18 protein-coding genes are annotated in these 22,359 nt (G+C 57.9%); 10 read left to right on the top strand and 8 right to left on the bottom strand.

The window, feature by feature from the left end:
• Positions 1-8: 8 nt before the first annotated feature.
• A complete protein-coding gene (gene ttcA, locus ACESMB_RS00340; RefSeq protein WP_372970671.1) occupies positions 9-920 on the bottom strand; it encodes a tRNA 2-thiocytidine(32) synthetase TtcA in 912 nt (303 codons plus the stop codon).
• Between the two features lie 122 nt (positions 921-1,042).
• Here ttcA and ACESMB_RS00335 point away from each other — a divergent pair, with 122 nt between their 5' ends.
• From ACESMB_RS00335 to malT, 3 genes are all read left to right on the top strand, one after another.
• A complete protein-coding gene (locus ACESMB_RS00335; protein ID WP_372970670.1) occupies positions 1,043-1,705 on the top strand; it encodes a DNA-J related domain-containing protein in 663 nt (220 codons plus the stop codon).
• A gap of 35 nt (positions 1,706-1,740) precedes the next feature.
• On the top strand, positions 1,741-2,772 hold the full coding sequence (locus ACESMB_RS00330) for a polysaccharide deacetylase family protein (RefSeq protein WP_372970669.1): 1,032 nt from the start codon (positions 1,741-1,743) through the stop codon (positions 2,770-2,772).
• Positions 2,773-2,927: 155 nt separating this feature from the next.
• Positions 2,928-5,684 carry an HTH-type transcriptional regulator MalT gene (malT, locus tag ACESMB_RS00325; protein ID WP_372970668.1) on the top strand — a complete coding sequence of 919 codons (2,757 nt, stop codon included), beginning with the start codon at positions 2,928-2,930 and terminating at the stop codon, positions 5,682-5,684.
• 29 nt (positions 5,685-5,713) lie between these two features.
• On the opposite strand, the gene ACESMB_RS00320 is transcribed toward malT, so the two are convergent.
• Together ACESMB_RS00320 and ACESMB_RS00315 are read right to left on the bottom strand one after the other, a co-directional pair.
• Complete coding sequence (locus ACESMB_RS00320) at positions 5,714-7,177, bottom strand: SLC13 family permease (protein WP_372926486.1); 1,464 nt, start codon at positions 7,175-7,177, stop codon at positions 5,714-5,716.
• A 20-nt stretch (positions 7,178-7,197) separates the two neighbouring features.
• Entirely contained in the window at positions 7,198-7,518 is a 321-nt protein-coding gene (locus ACESMB_RS00315) for a TraR/DksA family transcriptional regulator (RefSeq protein WP_372926485.1), read from the bottom strand.
• Positions 7,519-7,661: 143 nt separating this feature from the next.
• Between ACESMB_RS00315 and ACESMB_RS00310 the strand changes: the two genes are divergently transcribed.
• The 3 genes from ACESMB_RS00310 to malK all read left to right on the top strand — a co-directional run bounded on the left by ACESMB_RS00310 (position 7,662) and on the right by malK (position 12,098).
• Positions 7,662-9,026: a sodium:solute symporter family transporter gene (locus ACESMB_RS00310; RefSeq protein WP_372926484.1), complete on the top strand. Its 1,365-nt coding sequence runs from the start codon at positions 7,662-7,664 to the stop codon at positions 9,024-9,026.
• A 249-nt stretch (positions 9,027-9,275) separates the two neighbouring features.
• The gene (locus ACESMB_RS00305) at positions 9,276-10,892 is read left to right on the top strand and encodes an alpha-glucosidase (protein ID WP_372926483.1); all 1,617 of its coding nucleotides are present in this window, start codon (positions 9,276-9,278) and stop codon (positions 10,890-10,892) included.
• 90 nt (positions 10,893-10,982) lie between these two features.
• Positions 10,983-12,098, top strand: coding sequence for a maltose/maltodextrin ABC transporter ATP-binding protein MalK (malK, locus tag ACESMB_RS00300; protein ID WP_372926482.1), 1,116 nt, complete (start codon positions 10,983-10,985; stop codon positions 12,096-12,098).
• 199 nt (positions 12,099-12,297) lie between these two features.
• On the opposite strand, the gene malG is transcribed toward malK, so the two are convergent.
• From malG to malE, 3 genes are all read right to left on the bottom strand, one after another.
• Positions 12,298-13,188: a maltose ABC transporter permease MalG gene (gene malG, locus ACESMB_RS00295; RefSeq protein ID WP_372926481.1), complete on the bottom strand. Its 891-nt coding sequence runs from the start codon at positions 13,186-13,188 to the stop codon at positions 12,298-12,300.
• 10 nt (positions 13,189-13,198) lie between these two features.
• Complete coding sequence (malF, locus tag ACESMB_RS00290) at positions 13,199-14,692, bottom strand: maltose ABC transporter permease MalF (protein WP_372926480.1); 1,494 nt, start codon at positions 14,690-14,692, stop codon at positions 13,199-13,201.
• A gap of 164 nt (positions 14,693-14,856) precedes the next feature.
• Complete coding sequence (gene malE, locus ACESMB_RS00285; protein ID WP_372926479.1) at positions 14,857-16,071, bottom strand: maltose/maltodextrin ABC transporter substrate-binding protein MalE; 1,215 nt, start codon at positions 16,069-16,071, stop codon at positions 14,857-14,859.
• 262 nt (positions 16,072-16,333) lie between these two features.
• On the opposite strand from malE, the gene ACESMB_RS00280 reads away from it, so the two are divergent.
• Genes ACESMB_RS00280 through ACESMB_RS00265 form a run of 4 tightly spaced genes read left to right on the top strand, consistent with a single transcriptional unit; the run spans position 16,334 to position 19,908 of the window.
• Positions 16,334-18,160, top strand: coding sequence for an alpha-amylase (locus ACESMB_RS00280; protein WP_372970667.1), 1,827 nt, complete (start codon positions 16,334-16,336; stop codon positions 18,158-18,160).
• A 2-nt stretch (positions 18,161-18,162) separates the two neighbouring features.
• On the top strand, positions 18,163-18,330 hold the full coding sequence (locus ACESMB_RS00275; RefSeq protein WP_372970666.1) for a hypothetical protein: 168 nt from the start codon (positions 18,163-18,165) through the stop codon (positions 18,328-18,330).
• Entirely contained in the window at positions 18,331-18,600 is a 270-nt protein-coding gene (locus tag ACESMB_RS00270; RefSeq protein ID WP_372970702.1) for an aldo/keto reductase, read from the top strand. It begins immediately after the preceding gene.
• 57 nt (positions 18,601-18,657) lie between these two features.
• Positions 18,658-19,908, top strand: coding sequence for a substrate-binding protein (locus ACESMB_RS00265; RefSeq protein ID WP_372970665.1), 1,251 nt, complete (start codon positions 18,658-18,660; stop codon positions 19,906-19,908).
• 1 nt (position 19,909) lies between these two features.
• Here ACESMB_RS00265 and ACESMB_RS00260 read toward each other — a convergent pair whose 3' ends face one another.
• Positions 19,910-21,538: an NADP-dependent glyceraldehyde-3-phosphate dehydrogenase gene (locus tag ACESMB_RS00260; protein WP_372926475.1), complete on the bottom strand. Its 1,629-nt coding sequence runs from the start codon at positions 21,536-21,538 to the stop codon at positions 19,910-19,912.
• A 15-nt stretch (positions 21,539-21,553) separates the two neighbouring features.
• Positions 21,554-22,351 carry a triose-phosphate isomerase gene (gene tpiA / locus ACESMB_RS00255; protein ID WP_372926474.1) on the bottom strand — a complete coding sequence of 266 codons (798 nt, stop codon included), beginning with the start codon at positions 22,349-22,351 and terminating at the stop codon, positions 21,554-21,556.
• Positions 22,352-22,359 lie beyond the last annotated feature (8 nt).

Below are 22,359 nucleotides of genomic sequence, written 5' to 3'. Positions count from 1 at the left end.
AGGCGCAGTCAGATATTGAGCACGTCCAGTCTCCCGAAATCCTCTGTTTCCGGCTTAACGTTGCCAACGGCCTCGCCACCAACGGGTCGCCGGGAGCCTTCGCGGAAATCGTAGAGGCCCGTGTCGGCAAGGTGTGAGGGCTCCACGTTGCACATGGCCCGGAACATGGTTTCCAGCCGGCCCGGGTGCTGATTGTCCCAAGTCTGGAACATATCCTTGATCACCTGGCGCTGCAGATTTTCCTGGGAGCCACAGAGATTGCACGGAATAATCGGGAATTCCCGCATTCTTGCATAGCGCGCAATGTCTTTCTCACGACTGTAGGCCAGCGGCCGGATCACTGTATTGCGGCCATCGTCACTGTGAAGCACCGGTGGCATGGACTTGAGTTTGCCGCCATAGAACATGTTCAGGAACAGTGTTTCCAGCAGGTCATCCCGGTGATGGCCCAGGGCAATTTTTGTGACACCGTGTTCCTCAGCAAAATTATAGAGAATTCCACGACGTAGACGGGAACAAAGTCCGCAGGTGGTCTTCCCATCCGGCACTTTTTCCTTAACAATACTATAGGTGTCCTTCTCGATGATGTGATATTCGATGCCCAGGGCCGCCAGATACTCGGGCAGCACTTCCTCCGGGAAGCCCGGTTGTTTCTGGTCCAGGTTCACGGCAATCAGTTCAAAGTGAACCGGTGCGCTTTTCTGAAGGTTCATCAGGATATCAAGCATGGCATAGGAGTCTTTTCCACCAGAAAGGCAGCACATGACTTTATCGCCCGCTTCAATCATCGAGAAATCAGCAATCGCCTGTCCCATTTCCCGGCGCAGGCGTTTCTGCAGCTTGTTGAATTCCAGTTTCTGCCTGCGCTCTGCTTCAGAGGCGGGGACAGTTTCGGGGTTGGCAGTCATTGCTTCGGACATAGATCAACGTCGTTCAGAGGGTCAGTGAGAGTGGGATTATACGCGTGCAAATGTTCCAGGGACAGGCCTGGCTGCAGGGACCCCCTCTTCCGTAATGGAGCCCTGTCACCTACCATAACGGAATGAAACAACCCGATCTGGCAGCAAATGCCAAACCAACCTCCGGTTACGGCTCTCAGGATGACCGACTGAACTTACAGATTCAGCATCTGCTGATTGCCACCGAGCATATACTCCGGCAGAACCCTGCGGGAATGAACGAACTCGCAATGATAAAAACTCTACAGAAGGCTCCCTGGGAACTGTTCGGCAGCGTTAATTTTGCAGAACCGGACAAGCTCTATCCCGTCCATTTCCTGCTTTTCCATGTGCTTTACCGCCTTCGCGATCAACTTGCCAGCGGCGGGGAGACCCTCACAATCTCACCCCTGGTGATTCGGCTCCGAAAGACCGCCATTGTGGGCGGCACCGGGCTCCCGGACCAGGCGGACGAACTGAGAAACTTCTACCTGGACCTGTCAAAATACACTTTGCCCGAAGAATCCATTAACAGAATGATGGACGACTTCTGGGCAGGGCGCAGCGGTTACCGCCCGGAACCCCTGGAAACACGGGAGGCCGCAGCCACGCTGGGCTTCGACGATATGCCGGCAGGATTTGAAGAAGTAAAGCAGCGGTTTCGCCGGGCGGTGATGCGTGCCCACCCGGACCGCGGTGGCGAAACCGAAGCCATTCAGCACCTTAACCAGGCCTTCTCTGTTCTGAAGGCCCATTTCAGAACCTGACTGTTCCGGAAATCCTGATCACATAGGACGACACAATGGCCAAACGAATAACGACCCAAACACTACTGGCAGTATCGCTCGCCGGCTTTGCCCTGGCCGCAAAGGCTGATCTTGTGGTGTTGCAATACCACCATGTCAGTGATTCCACGCCGCCTTCCACCAGTACCTCGGTCTCCCTTTTCGAAGGGCAAATGGAAATGATTGGGGAACTTAACATCGAGGTTGTGCCACTGGAGTCGGGAACCCGCGATGCGCTGGATGGCAAGCTGGACGATCGTAAACAGGTCGCCATTACCTTCGACGACGCCTACGAATCTGTCTATTCCACTGCCATACCGGAACTCGAGGAACGCGGTTACCCCTATACGATTTTCGTGAACACTGACGCCATAGGCAGCAACGGCTATATGACGTGGGAGCAGCTCGAAAAGGTGCGTGACCGCAGCGGCGTTACCATTGCCAACCACAGTGAGGATCACGGTCACCTGGCAAGGCGGCCGGACGAAAGCCGGAATGACTGGACACAACGGGTGGAAAACAGCCTGGATACCGCCCAGGAAACCCTGGCAGACAGGCTTGGCATCGATGTTCCGATGTTTGCCTATCCCTATGGTGAATTTGACGAGGCCCTGGAGCGCAAAATTAAAGAACGCGACTGGCTGGGCTACGGCCAGCAGTCCGGTGCTATCGGCGCCACTTCCGGCGATACCCGTCTGCCCCGCTTTCCCATGGCCAACGCCTACGGGCAACTCAACAGCCTGAAGGACAAACTGCGCAGTAAGGCGCTACCAGTCGATGCCAGCGAACTGCCGGACGGCGTTATCGATGAAAATCCGCCAACCCTGTCGTTCACCGTGCCTGATTCCATCAGCGTAGACCGGCTGACCTGTTTTGCATCCGGACAGGGACGGGTTGATTTTGAAGTGTCCGGCGACGAATTAACCCTGAAAGCACCTGAGAGCTTTGATAGCCGTCGTTTTCGCTATAACTGCACACACCCTGCATCAGATGGCAGCTATTACTGGCTCTCACAACAGTGGCTGGATCTGAGCAAACCGGAAGACTAGTGTGCCGTCTGGGAAAGACCGGAAGAAACTCAAACCACCTGCGAGCGAGTAGTAACCACGGCCGGTTGAACCACACCAGAGAGAAGTTGACGCAGAAGATGAAAGCCGGTATCAAGTCGTGTGCCACTGTCTGACACCCATTACTGAAGATCCTGATGACAACAACACTGAAGCCAGGACGACTGACGTTCCTAGCCGCCAAAAACCAGAGCCCTCAGCCGCCACCTGCCCTGCTACACCGGGAAAAATTCAATGACCTTCTCCATGGCCTGGACCCGATCAGCCTGCTGCTGGTCCATGCTCCCGCAGGCTACGGCAAGACCACCACGGTGGCCGACCGCCTTGAAGCCCTTGAGGCAACCACGGCCTGGTATCGGCTGGAAGCCGGAGACAACGATCCGGCAAGATTTGCAGGCTACCTGGCTAATGCTATGGAAACAGCAAACCCCGGCTGCTGCACTGCGACGCTTCGAAACCTGCAGGATAAGGGATATGACGATCTGGAGGGCGTTCTCACGGACCTTCTGGCAGAGCTGCCACAGGATGAGGACCCGCTTTACCTGGTGCTCGATGATTACCACCTCATCGATAACCCCGATATCCACAACGCGCTGCGCTTCCTTCTCCGGCATCAGCCAGCGTGCCTGACCCTGGTGCTGATTACCCGGACCATTCCGCCTATCGGTGTAGCCCAGATCCGCATGCAGGGCCGGATGTCGGAAATTACATCCCGTGACCTGGCTTTCGGGGCCGACGAGGCGCAACACTACTTTGACAGCCGGTTGCCGTTCGAGATCTCACGGGAGAGCATCGAGCGAGCTGTGCGACGTGTTGAGGGCTGGGTATCTGCGCTCCAGCTATTGTCCGCCTCGGCGCTGACCAGCCTCGAGTTCAACGACTTCGTGGACCAGCTGGAATTTGGCAACCAGCATATTTTCGATTATTTCGACGAACTGGTTGGCCAAGGTCTGACCGAGCAGCAACGGACATTCCTGCTGCGCACCAGCATACTGGACCGTTTCAACGCGCGGATGGTGATGCGGGTCATGGATGACAGCGACGGCCAGGCGTTACTCAGCAGCCTGCTCGCAATGGGACTGTTCATTACGCCCGTGGACAACTCCGCCCTCTGGTTCCGGTATCACCCGCTGTTCTCTGTTTATCTCCGGCACTTGCTGAGCTGCACAACCGAGGAAAACAGGCAACAACTGCACCGGCGTGCCTGTGATGCCTGGCTGGAGCTGGACCATGCGGAGGAAGCCGCGCGACACGCAATTGAGGCGGATGACCCGGAGCGGATTACCCGGGTTCTGACCCTTCACGGGCGCAAATTCTTTACCGAAGGACAGTTCATTCTGCTGCAACGGTGCCTCGACGCCCTGCCACAGGATGTCATTGCCCAGGATCCCACGCTGACCCTGCTCAGGGCCTGGGTCGCCCAGGGGCAATACCAGTTTGATGACGTTGAAAGCTGGCTGTCCGCCGCCGAATCCAGGCTGGCGGCGTCCATGACCGAAGAGACCCAACGGGCCGTGTACGGGGAATTCAGTGCCATCCGCGCCCAGGTCGCCATGAATTATGGTGACGGCGAGCGGGCATTGGTGCTGGCAAGGGAGGCCATAGACCAGGAAGCCCGCTATCTGCCCACCTCCCGCGTAGCCGCTGCTTCGGTCATCGGAGAAGCTCTGTTCGTGCAGGGTGAACTTGCGGAGGCGCTGGTTCGCATGCAGGAAACCGAGCACCTGGCGCGGGCCCACCAGGCCCACCAGAACGTGATCTGGGCCCTGTGCCAGCAGTCTGAAATCAGCGTTGCCATGGGGTTATTGCAGAAGGCCTATAATATCCAGGAACGCGGCTTCCAGTATGCCGAAGAAAACAATCTCAACCACCTTCCGATCCTGGAGTTCCTGTTCCGCATCCGCAGCCAGATCATGTGGGAATGGCACCATCTCGAAAACGCTGAACGCTGTGCCCTGCAGGGTATCGAAATCCTGGAAGCACAGGGGGAGCGCTGGTACGTGCAGAGCTATACGTCACTGGCCAAGGTCGCCCATGCCCGTGGGCGCCAGAGCCTCTGTGCCGACTATATAGCCAAAATCCAGAAAATGCTGGCCTCCGGTGACTATCACCTGGACTGGGTTGCCAATGCCCATGCCACCATGCTGGCCTACTGGGATGCCGTGCGGGACCACGACGCCATTCAGCGCTGGCTGACCATTGCACCACCCGTTGACCCTGAAACCGCAACCAACCATTTCAACCAGTGCAACGGCCGCAACCGCGCACGGGCGTATATGAGCCTTGGCCTTTACCGCAAGGCGCAGCCGCTGCTGTCCGGGTTGCAGACTACTGCCGAACAGGTGGGACTGAAAACTGATCTGAACCGCAACCATATTGCACTGGCGTTGCTGTACTGGAATACCGATGACCGGGAGAATGCTCTCAGGCACATGGTGACCGCGCTTCAACTGGCCAGCACCACCGGCGCCGTGGGCAGCTTCCTGCGCATGGGTAAGGTACTGATTGTCATCCTCAAAGCGCTGATCAACGACGAAGCCATCGACGGCATGGAGCTGCAACGGGCCGAACGGCTGATACAGCTGGCACAACAGCAACGGGATTTCAGCCGCGCCATTCGAATCTCGCTTGATGAAGCGATCATTCAGGACATCATTGACCGCCCCGACGTGCCCGAGTTGATCCGGACGTCACCGCTGACCCGCCGCGAATGGCAGATTTTGAGCCTGATCCACGCAGGCCTTTCCAATGACCAGATTGCAGAGCACCTGAAGGTAGCCTCGACAACGGTCAAAACCCATATCCGCAGCCTGTACCAGAAGCAGAACATCAGCCACCGGTCCGAGGCCATTGAACTGGCAAAGGATCTGCTCAGCAAGATTCAGGGAGAATAGAACCGGGGCAGCCGTAACTGCCCCTCCGGTTACAGGGTGAAGACAAACCCCAGCAGCAGGTAACTCAGCGCCGTTACCACGATAATTCCGAGGATATTCAGAGCAAAGCCGGCGCCTATCATGTCCTGGATTCGCATGTGGCCGCTGGAGAATACGATGGCGTTGGGCGGAGTCGCCACCGGCATCATGAAGGCGCAACTGGCGGCAATGGCGGCCGGAACGGTCAGCAACAGCACTGACATATCCTGCGACATGGCCAGCGCCCCCAGTAACGGCAGGAAGGCTGCGGCGGTTGCTGTGTTACTGGTGACTTCGGTGAGAAATATGATGACAGCCACAACCAGGGCAATCATCACCAGTGCTGGCAAATTCCCCGCCACCGACAGACTCTCGGCAATCCACTCTGCCAGGCCCGAGCTACTGATAACGCCTGCCATTGCAAGGCCACCACCGAACAGCAGCAACACCCCCCAGGGAATACCCTGAGCCGTCTCCCAGTCGAGCACGAACACCCGCTCTTTCAGGTTGACCGGAATCAGGAACATGGCAATCGCCGCTGCAATGGCAATGCCGGTGTCACTGAGCCAGGGCATCAGCCCGTCCGACAGTAATGGCCTGAAAATCCAGGCCGCCGCAGTCACCAGGAACACCAGGGCAACCAGCTTTTCCGCTTTCTGCAGAGGGCCAAGGGCCTGCAACTCCTCCTGAATCATGTCACCACTGCCAGCCTGGCTATCCAGCCCGAAATCCCTGCGGGTCAGCCACCACCAGGTCAGCGCCAGCATCACCAGCGACACCGGTACGCCCAGTAGCATCCACTGGGCAAAACCAACCGATATGTCCTGATTTTCGCTCAGATAGGCCGCCAGCAAAGCATTGGGTGGAGTGCCGATCAGGGTGGCAATGCCACCGACGCTGGCAGAATAGGCAATGGCCAGGAGCAAGGCTGTGGCGTAGCGACGCACGCCTTCCGGGTTGGAAGAGTCCATCATTGCGATAACCGACAGGCCAATGGGCAGCATCATGATCGATGTGGCGGTATTGCTGACCCACATACTCAGAAATGCAGTGGCAATCATGAACCCGGCAATCTGGCGACGTGGTTTGTCACCCACACCTCTGAGGGTCAACAGCGCAATACGCCGATGCAGATTCCACCGTTGCATGGCCAACCCCAGCGTAAAGCCACCGAGAAACAGAAAGATGATGGGGTTGGCATAGGGCGTTGTTGCATCTTTTATACCGCCCAGCCCGAGGGCCGGTATCAGCACTATCGGAACCAGTGCCGTTGCCGGAATAGGAATCGCTTCCGTGGACCACCAGGTGGCCATCAGCAGCATCAGCCCCAACGCCGCCCATGCTTCCGGCCCCATTCCTTCGGGGGCCGGAATGACAAGGGTCATGAGCAGGAACAAGGGGCCAAGAATCAGTCCTATTACCCTGCTCTTTGGCAGCCCTTCGGATCTGTTGCCGGAACTGGCAGTTTCAGACATCGGATCTCCTTGTCAGCGAATCATTCTTCCGCGCATTTCACACAGACCGTGGTGTAGGGCAGTACCTGCAACCGGCGCGGGTCTATTTCTTCTCCGCAGCCTTCACACTCATCTCCCAGGCCATTTGCCAGCCTTTCCAGCGCATGCTCTATCTGGGCCAGTTCACTTCGGGTTTCAGTTTCAAGTGAATCCACCACCTCATCATTCTGGGTCTGCACCGCCTGTTCTTCAAAGTCCTGCTCCAGGGCACCACCCTGACGGTGCTGATGGGCTTCGTACTTTGCCAGCCGTGCCTTCAGATCGGCGCGCAGGGTTTCAAGTTCCGACTTGCGATTACTCATAAGGACCTCCTGTACCAGGGTTCTCCCCGGATAAACACCGCATACAATAAAGCATAAGCCTGACAGGCATTTGATGCTTGTCAAAATTGACTCAATGCGGATCTGTGTCACTATTCCCGGCTTGATAACTGGCGGAGACCAACATGCTTTACACCACAGTAGCTGCGCTGGCGGCAGCCCTGATCCTTTTTACCTGGCTGGGGCTGCGTGCCAGGCTGGCCGATGGTGGCCTGGACGATTATGTCACTGCCCGAAACAGTCAGGGCGCCCGGGCCCTGGGGTTTTCGTTCCTGGCATCCGGCATGGGGGGCTGGATACTGTTTGCGCCCCCGGAGGTGGGCGCACTGGTAGGCCCCGTTGCACTGGCAGGTTATGCGCTGGGAGCGGCGTTGCCGTTTATTGTATTTGCGTTCTGTGGCCCGGCCATCCGCCGCTATCTCCCCCAGGGCCGCAGCATCGGAGAATTTGCGCAGGCCTGCTATGGCAACGCCGTTCGCCGCTACGTATCGCTGATCTCCGTGCTTTACATGCTGTGTTTCCTGACCGCGGAACTGACGGCCATCGGTGCTATCACTTCTATGCTTTCCGGCGTCAACGGCAACCTCGCGGTAATGGGTGTAGCCATCGCCACGCTGATTTACACAGCCTGGGGTGGCCTTCGTGCCAGTATTGTTACTGACCAGTGGCAGGCATTTCTGTTGATCGGCCTGCTTGCGATCGTGGGCTTTGTCGCGATGGAGCGGCTGCCAGAGCTGGACACCGCCAATGCGCCATCGGCACCTGTTGGCAGCGCGCTGGGCGTTGCCCTGACTCTTGTCATTGCAGTAACAGCGGCCAACCTGTTTCACCAGGGATACTGGCAGCGCCTGTGGTCGGCTCGTGACACCTCCGCACTGCGTCAGGGAGCGTTATTTGGTGGCGTCATTACCATCGCCGTGGTGGCCGTGGTGGGTGCCCTGGGAATTGCCGCCGCTATGGGTGGCGCGGACCTGGGCTCACCACCCATTCCCTTCTTTGCCCTGCTTTCAAACGCACCTGCCTGGCTGACCATTCCTGCCCTGGTACTGGCTTTGACCCTGGTGGCATCATCCGTGGACACCCTGCAGAATGCCCTGGCATCCCTGGCCGTTACTGAAAAACAGGGGCTATCCATCACCTCGGCACGGTGGATAACCGTCATGCTGATGATTCCGGTGGTCATTGTCTCCCTGCAGGGTGTTTCGGTGCTGAGATTGTTCCTGATTGCAGACCTGCTCTGTGCTACCGCCGTGATACCGGTACTGCTGGGGCTATGGAAAAGAATGACCACGACAGCAGCTGTGCTGGGGGGCCTCGCCGGCCTGGTGGGGGCAATCATCCCTGGATGGGTTAGCGGTGGAAGCCTGATGGCAGGGCTGGAACTTGCAAGTTTCCCGGGTGGCATCCCGACCCTGCTGCCGTTTGTTGGCGCGCTGCTCGGATCCACCCTCGTAAGCCTCGTGCTCGCTCTGGCGGCCCGTACGCGATAAACCTTCCTCACCCCGCTGGCGCTTCGTTCCTGTAACAGCGTCAGTGGGGTCACAAAACCCTTTCTTGCTCTCCTGTTTTTATCTCCGCCCCTCTACGCCCCCCTCATCCCCCCGGGCTACGCCAACAAAAAGTCCGGCAGGAGGATGAACGACCCGTTGCGTGATCGCACTATGCATGAAAGCGATTAACACGGAAATCTTCCGTTCCCGACAATAACAATCTTTCACCGCCAGGGTGTTAAGCGAGGCATGATGATCAAGAACCCCGACTGGTGGCGTGGCGCCATCATTTACCAAGTTTATCCACGCAGCTTCTACGATTCCAACGGCGATGGTATCGGTGATCTGCCCGGGGTTACCGCCAAGCTGGATTACATCGCCAGCCTAAATGTAGATGCGATCTGGCTGTCGCCATTCTTTACATCACCAATGAAAGACTTTGGTTACGACGTTTCGGACTATCGCGACGTGGACCCGATATTCGGCACCATTGCAGATTTCGACGAACTGATTGCCGAGGCCCACAAACGCGACCTCAAGATCATGATTGACCAGGTTCTCAGCCATTCCTCGGACCAGCACCGCTGGTTTATTGAAAGCCGCGCCAGCCGCAACAACCCAAAATCAGACTGGTACGTGTGGGCAGATCCCGGAAAAGATGGCACACCGCCCAACAACTGGCTGTCAGTGTTTGGCGGCTCAGCCTGGGCCTGGGACAGCCGGCGCAAGCAGTACTACCTGCACAATTTCCTGGCCAGCCAGCCGGATTTGAACTTTCACAACCCGGAGGTGGTGGAGCAAGTGCTGTCAGACGTGAAATTCTGGCTGGACCGGGGCGTGGACGGTTTCCGCCTGGACGCCATCAACTTCTGCTTCCACGACCCGAAACTGCGTGACAATCCCCCCAGCGATGCCGTTGCCGAAGGCTCCATTGGCGTACGCAAGGAAAACCCCTACGCCTACCAGTTGCACAAATACGACAAGACCCGCCCCGAAAACCTGGCCTTCCTGCAGCGCCTGCGCGCCCTGCTTGACCAGTACCCGGGAACCACCACCGTCGGTGAAATCGGGGATGACAATTCTCTGCAGACCATGGCGGAATACACCAGTGGCGGTGACAAGCTGCACATGGCCTACTCCTTCGACCTGCTGACCGAGCAACGGGGCGCCGACTTTTTCCGCAAGACCGTCGACTCCATCGAGAAGAAGCTCACCGACGGCTGGCCCTGCTGGGCCATCGGCAACCATGACGTAGCCCGCGTGGCAAGCCGCTGGGAAGCCGGTTCAGCCCAGCAACTTAAGGCCTACATGGCCATGCTGCTGACCCTGCGTGGCAGCGTCTGCATCTACCAGGGCGAGGAACTCGGCCTCACCGAGGCAAAGCTTGAATACCACGACCTGGTCGACCCCTACGGCATCAACTTCTGGCCTGAATACAAAGGCCGGGATGGTTGCCGCACACCGATGGTCTGGCACCATCGGGAAACCCACGGCGGTTTCTCCAATGCACGCCCGTGGCTACCGGTTTATGATGAACACTACAACGCAGCGGTTGCTGTCCAGCATGACGAAGAGAACTCCATCCTAGAGGCGTACCGCGCTTTCCTGGGGTGGCGAGCGCAGCAGCCGGTTCTGCTCAAGGGTGATATCGAGTTCCGGGAAAGCCCGAAAGAAACCCTGATGTACACCCGCAGTTACCAGGGTGAAACCCTGCTTTTAGCCTTGAACCTGACTGAAAAGCCGGCCCGGATCACCATACCTGCTGCCGGTCAGCCAGTCAGAGGTACGCCGGACTTCGTTGGGGGTACATGGAACGGCAGGCAACTGGAGCTGCAGCCATGGGGCGTAGAAATTGCAACTCTCTGACCTCCGGCACTGAATAAACCGGCCCGGTAACGCCCCACGGAGGTTACCGGGCTTTTGAGCTTCCATAGATCAAACAAGAAGACATACGTTATGGCCAGCGTCACACTACGAAACATCTGCAAGAGTTATGACGAGACCCAGGTAACCCGCGACGTTAATCTGGATATCAATGACGGCGAGTTTGTGGTCTTTGTCGGCCCATCCGGGTGCGGCAAATCCACCCTGCTGCGAATGATCGCAGGCTTGGAAGACATCACCTCCGGCGACCTGTACATCGGCAACGACAAGGTCAACAACCTACCGCCCAAAGAACGGGAAGTGGGTATGGTCTTCCAGTCCTACGCCCTCTATCCTCACATGAATGTGGCGGAGAACATGGCCTTCGGCCTCAAGCTGGCCAAGACCAACAAGGCCGAGATCGACCGCCGCGTGAACGATGCCGCAAAGCTGCTTCAGCTGGGCAACCTGCTGGAACGCAAACCCAAGGATCTTTCCGGCGGCCAGCGCCAGCGCGTCGCCATTGGCCGCACCATCGTGCGGGAGCCCACGGTGTTCCTGTTCGACGAACCCCTGTCCAACCTGGACGCCTCCCTGCGGGTACAGATGCGCATCGAAATCTCACGGCTGCACAAACGCCTGGATGCCACCATGGTGTACGTGACTCACGACCAGGTGGAAGCCATGACCATGGCCGACAAGATCGTCGCCCTGGACAACGGCACCATCGCCCAGGTGGGCAGGCCCATGGAGCTGTACCACTACCCCGCTACGCGGTTTGTGGCCGGGTTTATTGGCTCTCCAAAGATGAACTTCATTGATTGCACTGTTGAGAAGGCCAGCAGCCAGTCCGTTACCATAACCCTGCCAGGCGAGCACTCTCTGGAAGTCGCCATTAATGGCCATGAACTGTCTGCCGGTGAGCCCGTCAGCCTTGGCGTGCGTCCCGAGCACCTGACCACCGGTGACGAAGCGGACATGTACATGGATGGTGAAGTCACCGTGGTTGAACGACTGGGCTACCAGACCCTTGTCCACATGGATGTCAACGGTGTGGACGGCGTTATTACCATGCGTACAGACGGCAGCGACCCGATCCAGGAAGGTACCAGGGTCACACTGGGCTTCAACGCCATCAAATGCCACCTGTTCCGCCAGGACGGCAATGCCTGCCCCCGGCTCTACCATGAGCCCTGCATTGATTTCTGATCTGCTCTGACACCTTTCCAGGGGCCGGTTCGTCACGTACTGGCCCCCTTTTTTGTGTTCATTAGACTGTTCAAAGGGCTGCCCCGCCTGTTCAGCGGTCAGGTCAAAAAGCAAAAAAGCCCGGTCAGCAGGGGGAATAGCCTGACCGGGTCGCGAAGTGCAAAAGGAAGGCGCAATACTCGCGGAAAGGATGGTGGCGTCAGCCTTTGACGCCACCGGCAGTAAGCCCGCCAACAATCCATTTCTGGCAGTAGAGGAAGATCAACGTGATGGGCAGCCCCGAGAGCACCGCGGCAGCAGCAAAGTCGCCCCAGAGATAGTTCTGCTCGTAAAGGTACTGTTGCGCCCCCACCGCCAAGGTCAGCTTGTCGGTGTCCACCAGCAGAACAGACGCCATGGGGTATTCCATGATGGTCATGATGAACGCGAGAATGAACACCACCACCAGGATCGGCACAGACAGTGGCAGCAAAATGTAGCGGAATGCCTGCCAGGTTGTTGCCCCATCCACGATAGCAGCCTCCTCCAGGGAGCGGTCGATGGAATCGAAGTAGCCCTTGATGGTCCAGATGTGCAGCGCCATGCCCCCGAGGGACGCGACGATCACCGCACCGTGGGTATTCAGCCCCAGCCAGCTGACGTGATTGCCGATCTTGTCGAACAGGGCGTACAGCGCCACCAATGACAGCACCGGCGGGAACATTTGGAAGATCAACATGGACTTGAGCACGAAACCCTTGCCGGCAAACCGCATGCGGGCGAAGGCATAGGCGCTGGTGGTGGACAGTGCCAGGATCAGCACCGCGGAGACCACCGCGATCTTGATGGAGTTCCACAGCCACAACAGCACCGGAAACGGTGGCTGGGTAACGGTGCCATCTTCCCCGGTATAGGGAATGCCCAGCGCCAGGTACCAGTGCTCCAGCGAGGGGTTCTCCGGCAGCAGGCTGCCGGAGGCGAAGTTACCACTGCGGAAGGAGATGGAAATCACCATCAGCAGCGGGAAGAGAATGATCGCGATGAATCCCAGCATCCCCAGATGGGATGCCAGAACGCGATACTTGGTGGAGCGGGGTTGAACCATTGCCATGGGTAGCTCCTTACACTTTTACTTTGGACAGTTTCAGGTTGATCAGCGACAGGGCGCCAACCACCAGGAAGATGGCTGTGGCGATAGCAGCCGCCAGGCCAAAGTTCTGTCCGGAATCCTGGAACGCAATGCGGTAGGTGTAGCTCACCAGCAGATCCGTGGTACCTGCGGGTGTGCTGGCCCCGATAATATCGGGTGCACCACCGGTCAACAGGGCGATCAGGACGAAGTTGTTGAAGTTGAACGCGAAGCTTGCAATCAGCAGCGGCATCAGCGGCTTGATGATCAGCGGCAGGGTGACGTTGAACAGGTTGTTCACCGGCCCTGCCCCGTCCATGGCCGATGCCTCGTACAGATCCCGTGGAATCGCCTGCAGCAGCCCCATGGTGAGCAGCATCATGTACGGGTAGCCCAGCCAGGTATTGACGATCAGGATCATTGTCCGGGCCAGTGCCGGGTCGCTGAACCAGTCCGGCCTTATTCCGAACAGGCCTTCCAGCACCAGGTTGATCTCACCGAAGTTCTGGTTGAACAGGCCCTTGAACACCAGGATCGAGATAAAGGCCGGCACTGCATAGGGCAGGATCAGCATGGTGCGGTAGAATCCCTTGCCGCGAATCTGGTCCCACTGCAGGAGGTTCGCCAGTAGCAGCCCAAGCGCCAGGGTGAACACCACCGTCGCCACTGCAAAGGACAGCGTCCACACAAAGATCTCGAAAAACGGCCCGCGAATACTCGGGTCGGATACCACCTTGAGGTAGTTATCCCAGCCAATGTTCACGGTCCAGCCCGGCGAGAGTGCGTCCCCATCGGCACTGCGGTAGAAACCGGTTTCGTGATCCGGGAAATAGGTCACATCGGTCTGGTTGTTAGTAATACTGCCATTATCATGAAGCGTGAACTGGTCGCGAATCGCCGCGAAAGAGCGCAGGCTGGCCATGCTCAATTCGCGGCCATCCTCGGTCTGCAGATCCAGCTCACCCAGTTCCGAACGCAGCTGGATAATTTCCCGCATCACCAGGGCAAGGCCCGCCGGTCTCTCTGAGGCGGGAAGAGCCGGCACGCTGGTTTCCGAACCGTCCAGCTTCAACGGTGCCGTCGCCAGGTCCTGCTGCTCCCCTTCCAGGTAGATCACGTAACCGGCTTCCGTCTGATAGAGGCCATAGTCGTAGCGGATGGAATCAGACTGATAGCTCCTGTCAAGCAGGTTGTCCTGCACCTGCTCGAAGCTCAGCAGGTTACTGGCACTGTAGTTGGTAAAGCCAATGCCTACGGTGTACATCAGCGGAAAAATCACAAACAGCCCCATGCCAGCGACAGCTGGAAAGATATAGCGATGGGCGTAAAGCTTCTTGTGAACGAAGACAAACACCGCCGATGCCGTCAGCACCAGGAACAGCATTGCGAACACGAATTCCTGCTGGGCATAGAGTGCCAGTATCAGGTAGAGCGCCATTGCGACCAATGCAGCCAGGGCGCCCCACTTAAGAACCATTCGGATCATTGGAGGTCTGCTTTCGGGTCCGTAGAAGGACAGGGATTCCGTTATCATTGTAGTCAGCCCGTTTAAAGCCGTCGCCGCAACCGGCGACGGCAGAGTTGCAACAACAGGTCAGCGCAGCGGGAAGCACCGCCAGCCGGTTGGCTGACGGCATTTCCGGGCCGGTCTTACCGGGTAATGCGCTGCGCTGCCGAGTTCAGGGCATCTTCAACGGATTGTCTTCCAGAAGTGATGTTCTGCAGGGCTGGCCCCATGGATGACCAGAATGCACCCATGGCGGGTACACTCGGCATCGGCTCACCCAGCTCGGCGTTTTCGAAGGTAGCCGCAATGTTGGGGTCGGATGAAAGCTCGTCCATGAATTCCCTGTTGGCAACGGCACCCAAGGGTACATCGTCATTCACCATTTTCAGGCCCTTGACCGACAGCGCGTAATTCTCCAGGAACTCAACGGCCAGATCCTTGTTGGGGCTTGCGGAATTCAGGGTCGCAGCCATCACGCCAACCATTGGCTTGCTGGGTTCGCCATCAACCGTGGGCAGAGTGGTAACGCCAAAATCGATTCCGCTTTTTTCAAGGTTACCCCAGGCCCAGGGACCACTGATCATCATGGCCACCTCACCCTTGTTAAAGCCCGACTCCATGGCGCTGTAGTCGGCACCACGGGGCATGACCTCTTCTTCAACCAGCGTGGCCAGCATGTTGGCGCCTTTCATGGCACCTTCGTTGTTCACGCCCGTGTCCTTGACGTCATAGGTGCCGTCTTCATTCTGGTCGAATATATAACCACCGGCTGCGGCAATCATCGGCCAGGTGAAGTAGGTATTGTTGTAGTCCCACAGAATGGCGCGCTTGTCATCTTCCGCCAGTTTCTTGTGAATCGCGGGGATATCCTCGAAGGCTTCTGGTGGCTCGGGAACGAGGTCCTTGTTGTAGATAAGGCCGATGGACTCCACGGCCATGGGGTAGCCGTACATTTTACCTTCGACGGTCACCGCATCCCAGGTGAAATCGAAATTGGCGTCAACCACGCTTCCGGAGGGCTTGATCTCTGAAATGATGCCGCTCTGCGCCCATTCGCCAAAGCGGTCGTGGGCCCAGATAAAGATGTCCGGGCCGTTGCCGGTAGCAGCGGACTGCTGGAACTTGTCGGTGGCACTGTCCGGGTGAGCCACTTCTACCGGAATGCCGGTTTCCTCGGTAAACCAGTCGCCCACTTCCTGCAGCCCGTCGTAGCCCTTGTCGCCATTGATCCAGATCAGGAGTTTGCCCTCCTCGATCTCGGCGTGGGCGGGGGCGGACAGACCAAAAGATGCTGCAACAATGGAAGCGGCCATGACACTGCGGCCGAGAGTGCTACGGATAAAAGTTCGACGATTCATCAGGTGTTTCCTCTGCTTGTGCTTGCCTTGTTCTTGTTGTCCGCCCCGGCACGAGGGTGGCCGGGCGGGCTGAACGCAAATCTTTTTATTGCGAGTAACCGAACTGTGTTGCAATTTGCCGTCGCTGGCATCAGCCCTGTTTTCATTCCCTGAGGCGTAGAACGGGGGAGTAGGCAGGCGTAGTGAATTCCGTCTACCACCCACCCTCCAGGTCTGGTTTGATTGCGGTACGACAACAATAAATGGAACCGGAGCCCATTGCATGAACCCATACCCGAAAAACCTCAGGTTAACCGCCAGCCTTGTGACGTGCCTCTCCCTTGTCGGCTGCGCCAGCGGCCAACTCGATACGGCCGCCCCACCCTCAGGCAACCAAAGTGCAACAGTCAACAACGGCCAGTGTACGGCTACCCGCTCTGAAATGACCGTGCCTGTGGGCGACACGTTTGCCGAGGGTGAGTGGGTGCGGGATTTCTACAGCGGCGAAAAGGCGCGGGTAGCCAACGGTGAGATCACACTGACGCCCAGCCCCGAAGCCGAGGGCCTGCTGCTGCTCGAGGCCGTAGATGCTCCGCAGCAAAGCTTCAACTGGGCCGGAGCCACCGTCTATTTTACCGTGACTGACCGTTTCGCCAACGGCCGGACCGACAATGACCGGAATTACGGCCGCAAGCCCGACAGCAAAGACGAAATCGGTACTTTCCATGGCGGCGATTTTGCCGGTCTCACTGAAAAACTGGATTACCTGGAAGAGCTGGGGATCAACGCCGTCTGGATAACCCCGCCCTTCGAGCAGATCCACGGCTGGGTTGGCGGTGGCGACCGGGGGGATTTCCAGCACTACGGTTACCATGGCTACTACGCTCTGGACTTCACCCGACCCGACGCCAACTTCGGCACCCGCGAGGAATTCCGCACACTGGTGGAAGAAGCCCACGCACGCGGCATTCGAGTGGTGATGGACGTGGTCATGAACCACCCGGGGTACGCCACGCTCCAGGACATGCAGACCTTCAAGTTCGGTGGGCTACGTGACGGTTTCGAGAAGCATCTACCGGGTCGGTGGGGCGACTGGCAGCCCGAGTCCTGGGAAGACTTTCACGCCTACCACGCCCTGATTGATTACGATCACCCGGACTGGAACCACTGGTGGGGCAAGGACTGGGTTCGCGCCGGCATCGGCGACTACGATTCCGCCCCACAGGCGTCTATTGATCCGGTAAAAGGCTCTCTGGCCTTCCTGCCGGACTTCAAGACCGAATCCGGAGACGCGGTTGACCTGCCGCTGTTCCTCCGAAACAAGGAGAATACCCGAGCCAGACAGCTTGATGACGCCACCGTGCGGGATTACCTGATTACCTGGCTGACTGACTGGGTGCGTGAATTCGGCGTAGATGGTTTCCGGGTAGATACCGCCAAGCATGTGGAGCCGGAAGCCTGGCAGGAACTGAAGGCGGAAGCACAAAAAGCACTGGAAACCTACCGCGCGAACAACCCCGGGCAAGCGCTGCCAGCAGAAGACTTCTGGATGGTGGCGGAGGTGTTCCCCCACGACGTTACCCGCAGCAGCTACTTTGATGCCGGTTTTGATGCGGTCATCAATTTTGACCTGCAAGAAGAGGCACGTGCCGGGGCCGCTTGCCTGCCGGAGATGGAATCCATCTACAGCAATTACGCCGGGAAGATGAATGGCGATACCCCCTTCAACGTAATGAGTTATATTTCGTCCCACGACACCCAGTTGTTCAGCCGCATCGTCGATAACGATCCTGCCATGCAGAAGCGCGCAGCCGGCGCCTTGCTGTTTACGCCGGGCACCAGCCAGATATTCTACGGCGACGAATCCGCGCGGCATTTCGGCCCCACCGGCTCAGACGGCCACCAGGGCACGCGCTCCGATATGAACTGGTCAGACATTGCAAACGGCACCGTGGCGCCGGTCCTGTCCCACTGGCAAAAGCTCGGGCAGTTCAGGGACCGGCACTCTGCCATTGGCGCCGGTGAGCACAGACAGCTAGCAACCGAGCCCTATGTTTTCTCAAGAACCCATGGTGATGACCGCGTGGTCATTGCCTTCGGCACGGAATGACCATGGAACGCGCACGGGCAACCGAATTCACACCGGAAGCACCTTTGATCCTGGGGATGATGCGTCTACACGATTATCCTGAACTCACCAGACCTTCGAAACTGGCAGAATGGATAGCGGCCCGGCTGGATGAGGGTCTGAACCTGTTTGACCACGCCGAAGCCGGCTAACTGGAGACTGCTATCGACCGGGCTCTTGCCGCACTGGCCATTGAACAGATAGACACTTTTCTGATTCACCGGCCCGATCCGCTGATGCAGGCAGAGGATGTTGCACGGGTACTCGAGAACGCCGCATCCGCGGGTAGGGTGCGCCAGATTGGCGTATCCAAGTGCCGGAATCGTGACCGCCACCAACCTCTGACAAAACGTTACACAACCTTCCACTTAAGTACGATTGTTGCCTTCACAGTCACCCGCGACACTGTCTCCGCTTCATAAAAACAATATCAAGGGCCTGTTTTTGCCGGCCCAGCGCTACCACGGAGGCATTCGTCGATGCACTGCAAGAAGCTTTTTGTTTTCCTGTTACTGACGCTGCTGGTGACCACGACTGTGGCGGCGGAAACCCTGAAGATAGGACTGAATTACCCACAGACCGGACGCTATAAGGACCAGGGCCTGCAACAACGGCTCGGAGCGTTTCTGGCGGTGGATGAGATTAACAAAGCCGGCGGTATTATGGGTCGTGACGTGGAGCTGGTGATCAGAAACACCTCAGGCGACCCTGAGAAGGGCGCCAGGAATACCGCGGAACTGATCGACAGCGAAGGTGTACAGATGGTGTTTGGCGGTGTCTCCAGTGCTGTCGCCATATCATCCGGAAGAGCCGCAAGAGACAGGGACAGGATCTACTTCGGAACCCTGACCTACTCCAATGCCACCACCGGCGCCGCCGGACATAGCCACATGTTCCGGGAACCCTACAATGCCTGGATGACAGCCAAGGCGCTGAGCCAGTACCTCAATAGCCAGCATGCCGCTGACGAATATTTCTACATCACCGCAGACTACACCTGGGGCTGGTCAGTGGAAGAGTCAGTGAGAAAGTTCACCAACACCGATGACACCAGCGCACACCAGGGCGTCAAAACACCTTTTCCACGCGCCCTTATTACCGACTTCCGCAAAGCGCTGGAGCAGGCTGAACAGAGCGATGCCAAAGTGCTGATGATGGTACTGTTCGGAGACGACATGGTTCGGGCGCTGAACGTCGCCTATGAAATGGGGCTGACAGAGAAAATGCAGATTGTCATTCCCAACCTGACGCTCGGAATGGCTCGCCAGGTCGGCCCAACGATTATGGAAGGCGTTATCGGTGGTGCACCGTGGGTATGGAGTGCCCCTTATCAGTATGACTATCCCAGGGGCAAGGAATTCGTTGAGGCCTTCTCCACACGCTATGAAATGCGCCCATCCACCGCGGCGGCGTCCGCCTATAGCATTGTCTATCAGTACAAGGACGCCGTTGAACGTGCTGGCACCACAGACGCCAGCCGGGTCATTCGCGCGTTGGAAGGCCACAGGTATACTTTCCTGAAGGATGAACAGTACTGGCGGGAATTCGACCACCAGAATGTGCAGACTGTCTACGTGGTGCGGATAAAGCCCCGGAACGACATCATGGCCGATGACTACTCCAGTGACTATTTTGAAATCATCGATTCCATGCCGGGAAAGGAAGCAGCCCAGACACGGGAGGAGTGGGAGGCCCGCCGCAAGGAGGCAGGCCAGCCAACCTCGCTCTAGTTCAGAGAATGTAGTCGGTGCTCAGAAATCCTGAGTGCCGGCTCTTTACAATATCGTTGATCAAGTCCTTGTTGCGCTCTGTTGCCTTGGTAGCAACCGTGGTGCGTATGGAGAAAACTCTCAGAGCATCTGTCACCGACAGCGTTCCCTCCGCTGAATCCTTGCGGCCGTTGAAAGGGAGTGTGTCCGGCCCCCGCTGGCACTGGGCATTGAGGTTGATCCGGCCTACCTGGTTGGCAAGTACGTCAACCAGACGGGCGACCTGCTCCGGGTCCGACCCGAAAATACTCAACTGCTGACCATAGTCAGACTGCCGCACGTGGTCGACGACCTCGTTAATGTCCGAATAACGCACAACCGGAACCAACGGACCGAACTGCTCTTCCCGAAAAACCCGCATGGCAGGGGTCACCGGATACAGCACGGCCGGCTGGAAATAAGTGCCATGGACGTCTCCCCCGTTCCGGTTACAGATCTTCGCTCCACCATTCACTGCATCTTCCACCAAGGCCCCCAGGAACTCTGTCTTGCCCGGTTCGGGAAGCGGGGTCAGTTTGACGTCAGGTTCCCAGGGCATACCCGATACCAGTTCGTCCACTGCTACGCCCAGCTTCTCTACGAACGAGTCGGCAACACTTTCATGCACGAACAGAAGCTTGAGAGCTGTGCAACGCTGACCGTTGAAGGACAGCGCACCGGTAACGCATTCACTGACAGCCGAATCCAGGTCCGCATCTGCCATGACGATCCCCGGATTATTGGCATCCAGCCCGAGTACCGATTTCAGGCGATGGGGTTTGGGGTGCATCTGTTTGAGCGCGGCGGCGCCCCGGTGAGTGCCGATAAAGGCAAAAAGGTCGACCTTGCCACTTTCCATCAGCGGCCCGACCGTATCCCGGCCGCGGCCGAAGATGATGTTGATAACGCCCGGGGGAAAGCATTCCTGGAATGCCGGCAGCAGGGGCCCCATCAGCAGAACGCCATACTTGGCGGGCTTGAACACTACTGCGTTACCCATGATCAGTGCAGGAATCAGGGTAGTAAACGTTTCGTTCAGGGGATAGTTGTACGGCCCCATGCAAAGAGCCACTCCCACCGGCAGTCGGCGGATCTGGGCCACCACGCCGCCAACCAGCTCAAACCCGTTGGAGCGACGCTCCAGATCCTTGAGCTCATGGATGGTATCGGCGATGTAATCACAAGTGCGGTCGAACTCCTTGCAGGAGTCGTTATAGCTCTTGCCGATCTCCCACATCAACAGTTCGACCACAGCCTCACGCTGTTCGCGCATGGCCGACAGGAACGATTGCACATGGCCGATACGCTCTTCCACAGACAGGCTCGGCCAATAACCACTGCCTTGTCCATAAGCCTCGACCGCGCCATCAAGCGCAGCCAATGCGTGTTCCCTGTCCATGAGCGGTGTCCGGCCAATGGCCAGCGCCTGGGGCTTGTCGTTATCGCCGCGCAGGCAAACCGGGCTGACCACATCAGCGTAGTCTCCCTGCCAGGGTTTCAGCAGACCAGACACCAGATAGTGGTCCAGGGTAATACCCTTGCCGGGCCGGAACTTCTCGGGAACATCCCCGATAACCGGGAAAAAATCCCGCATGCGTGCTGCCATATCCAAAAGCATATCCTCCAGTTAATCCAGGGTGTCGCACTCGCTGTCGGGTTCGGCGACGGTGTTCGCCAGCGCAGTACCAATGTCAGAAAATTCGTCGGCCTGTAGAGAGGCCCCACCGATCAGCCCACCGTCAACCTGGGAAGACTGGAACAGTTCTGCTGCGTTGCCCGCCTTGACACTTCCCCCATAAACAATTCGAGTGGATTCTCCCAGACCCGCCTCGTGGCGCTCCAGAAACTGACGGATAGCGCGATGCGTGTCCGAAACCTGTTCCGGAGTCGCTGTCCTGCCGGTACCGATGGCCCAGACTGGCTCGTAAGCGATAACACTGTCACTAAGGCCTGCCATTCCGGTTTCATCAATAACCGCCTGCAACTGGCTCTCGATTGCGGCCATTGCCATCCCCTGCTCGCGCTCTTCCAGGGTTTCTCCCACACACAGCACCGGGGTCATCCCGGCTGAACGCACCTGCCTGAAACGGGCGCCGACTACGCCATTGGATTCGTGATACAGCGACCGCCGCTCTGAATGACCGACCAGAACATAACGGCACCCCATTTCCTGAAGCATGGTTGCACTCACCTCGCCGGTGTGCGCGCCGGAAGTGGCAGCACTGGCGTTCTGGGCACCAAGGGATATGCCGGTATAACCCAGAAGATCCCGAACCTGAAAAAGGTAGGGAAACGGCGGGCAAATGGCCATATCGACGGCTTTTCGGAAAGGTCTCAGCCTGGCCAGCATTCGTACCAGCAACGCCTGGTTGGCATGCAGGCTGCCGTTCATTTTCCAGTTCGCGATCAGAATCGGTTTTCTCATGGTCTGCC

Origin of the sequence: Marinobacter sp., from assembly GCF_041686475.1 — a bacterium.
In the GTDB taxonomy this organism is placed as follows: Bacteria; Pseudomonadota; Gammaproteobacteria; order Pseudomonadales; family Oleiphilaceae; genus Marinobacter.
Note: the sequence above shows the minus strand (reverse complement) of the source record. Positions and strands in the feature narration are given on the sequence as shown.

What these genes read in the sequence shown, in the direction of transcription:
- malT (WP_372970668.1), top strand. Translation starts at nt 2,928, where the DNA reads ATGACAACAACACTGAAGCCAGGACGACTGACGTTCCTAGCCGCCAAA.
- malF (WP_372926480.1), bottom strand. Translation starts at nt 14,692, where the DNA reads ATGATCCGAATGGTTCTTAAGTGGGGCGCCCTGGCTGCATTGGTCGCA.
- ACESMB_RS00310 (WP_372926484.1), top strand. Translation starts at nt 7,662, where the DNA reads ATGCTTTACACCACAGTAGCTGCGCTGGCGGCAGCCCTGATCCTTTTT.
- ACESMB_RS00315 (WP_372926485.1), bottom strand. Translation starts at nt 7,518, where the DNA reads ATGAGTAATCGCAAGTCGGAACTTGAAACCCTGCGCGCCGATCTGAAG.
- ACESMB_RS00320 (WP_372926486.1), bottom strand. Translation starts at nt 7,177, where the DNA reads ATGTCTGAAACTGCCAGTTCCGGCAACAGATCCGAAGGGCTGCCAAAG.
- ACESMB_RS00330 (WP_372970669.1), top strand. Translation starts at nt 1,741, where the DNA reads ATGGCCAAACGAATAACGACCCAAACACTACTGGCAGTATCGCTCGCC.
- malG (WP_372926481.1), bottom strand. Translation starts at nt 13,188, where the DNA reads ATGGCAATGGTTCAACCCCGCTCCACCAAGTATCGCGTTCTGGCATCC.
- ACESMB_RS00305 (WP_372926483.1), top strand. Translation starts at nt 9,276, where the DNA reads ATGATGATCAAGAACCCCGACTGGTGGCGTGGCGCCATCATTTACCAA.
- ACESMB_RS00275 (WP_372970666.1), top strand. Translation starts at nt 18,163, where the DNA reads ATGGAACGCGCACGGGCAACCGAATTCACACCGGAAGCACCTTTGATC.
- tpiA (WP_372926474.1), bottom strand. Translation starts at nt 22,351, where the DNA reads ATGAGAAAACCGATTCTGATCGCGAACTGGAAAATGAACGGCAGCCTG.
- ACESMB_RS00265 (WP_372970665.1), top strand. Translation starts at nt 18,658, where the DNA reads ATGCACTGCAAGAAGCTTTTTGTTTTCCTGTTACTGACGCTGCTGGTG.
- malE (WP_372926479.1), bottom strand. Translation starts at nt 16,071, where the DNA reads ATGAATCGTCGAACTTTTATCCGTAGCACTCTCGGCCGCAGTGTCATG.
- ttcA (WP_372970671.1), bottom strand. Translation starts at nt 920, where the DNA reads ATGTCCGAAGCAATGACTGCCAACCCCGAAACTGTCCCCGCCTCTGAA.
- ACESMB_RS00335 (WP_372970670.1), top strand. Translation starts at nt 1,043, where the DNA reads ATGAAACAACCCGATCTGGCAGCAAATGCCAAACCAACCTCCGGTTAC.
- ACESMB_RS00280 (WP_372970667.1), top strand. Translation starts at nt 16,334, where the DNA reads ATGAACCCATACCCGAAAAACCTCAGGTTAACCGCCAGCCTTGTGACG.
- malK (WP_372926482.1), top strand. Translation starts at nt 10,983, where the DNA reads ATGGCCAGCGTCACACTACGAAACATCTGCAAGAGTTATGACGAGACC.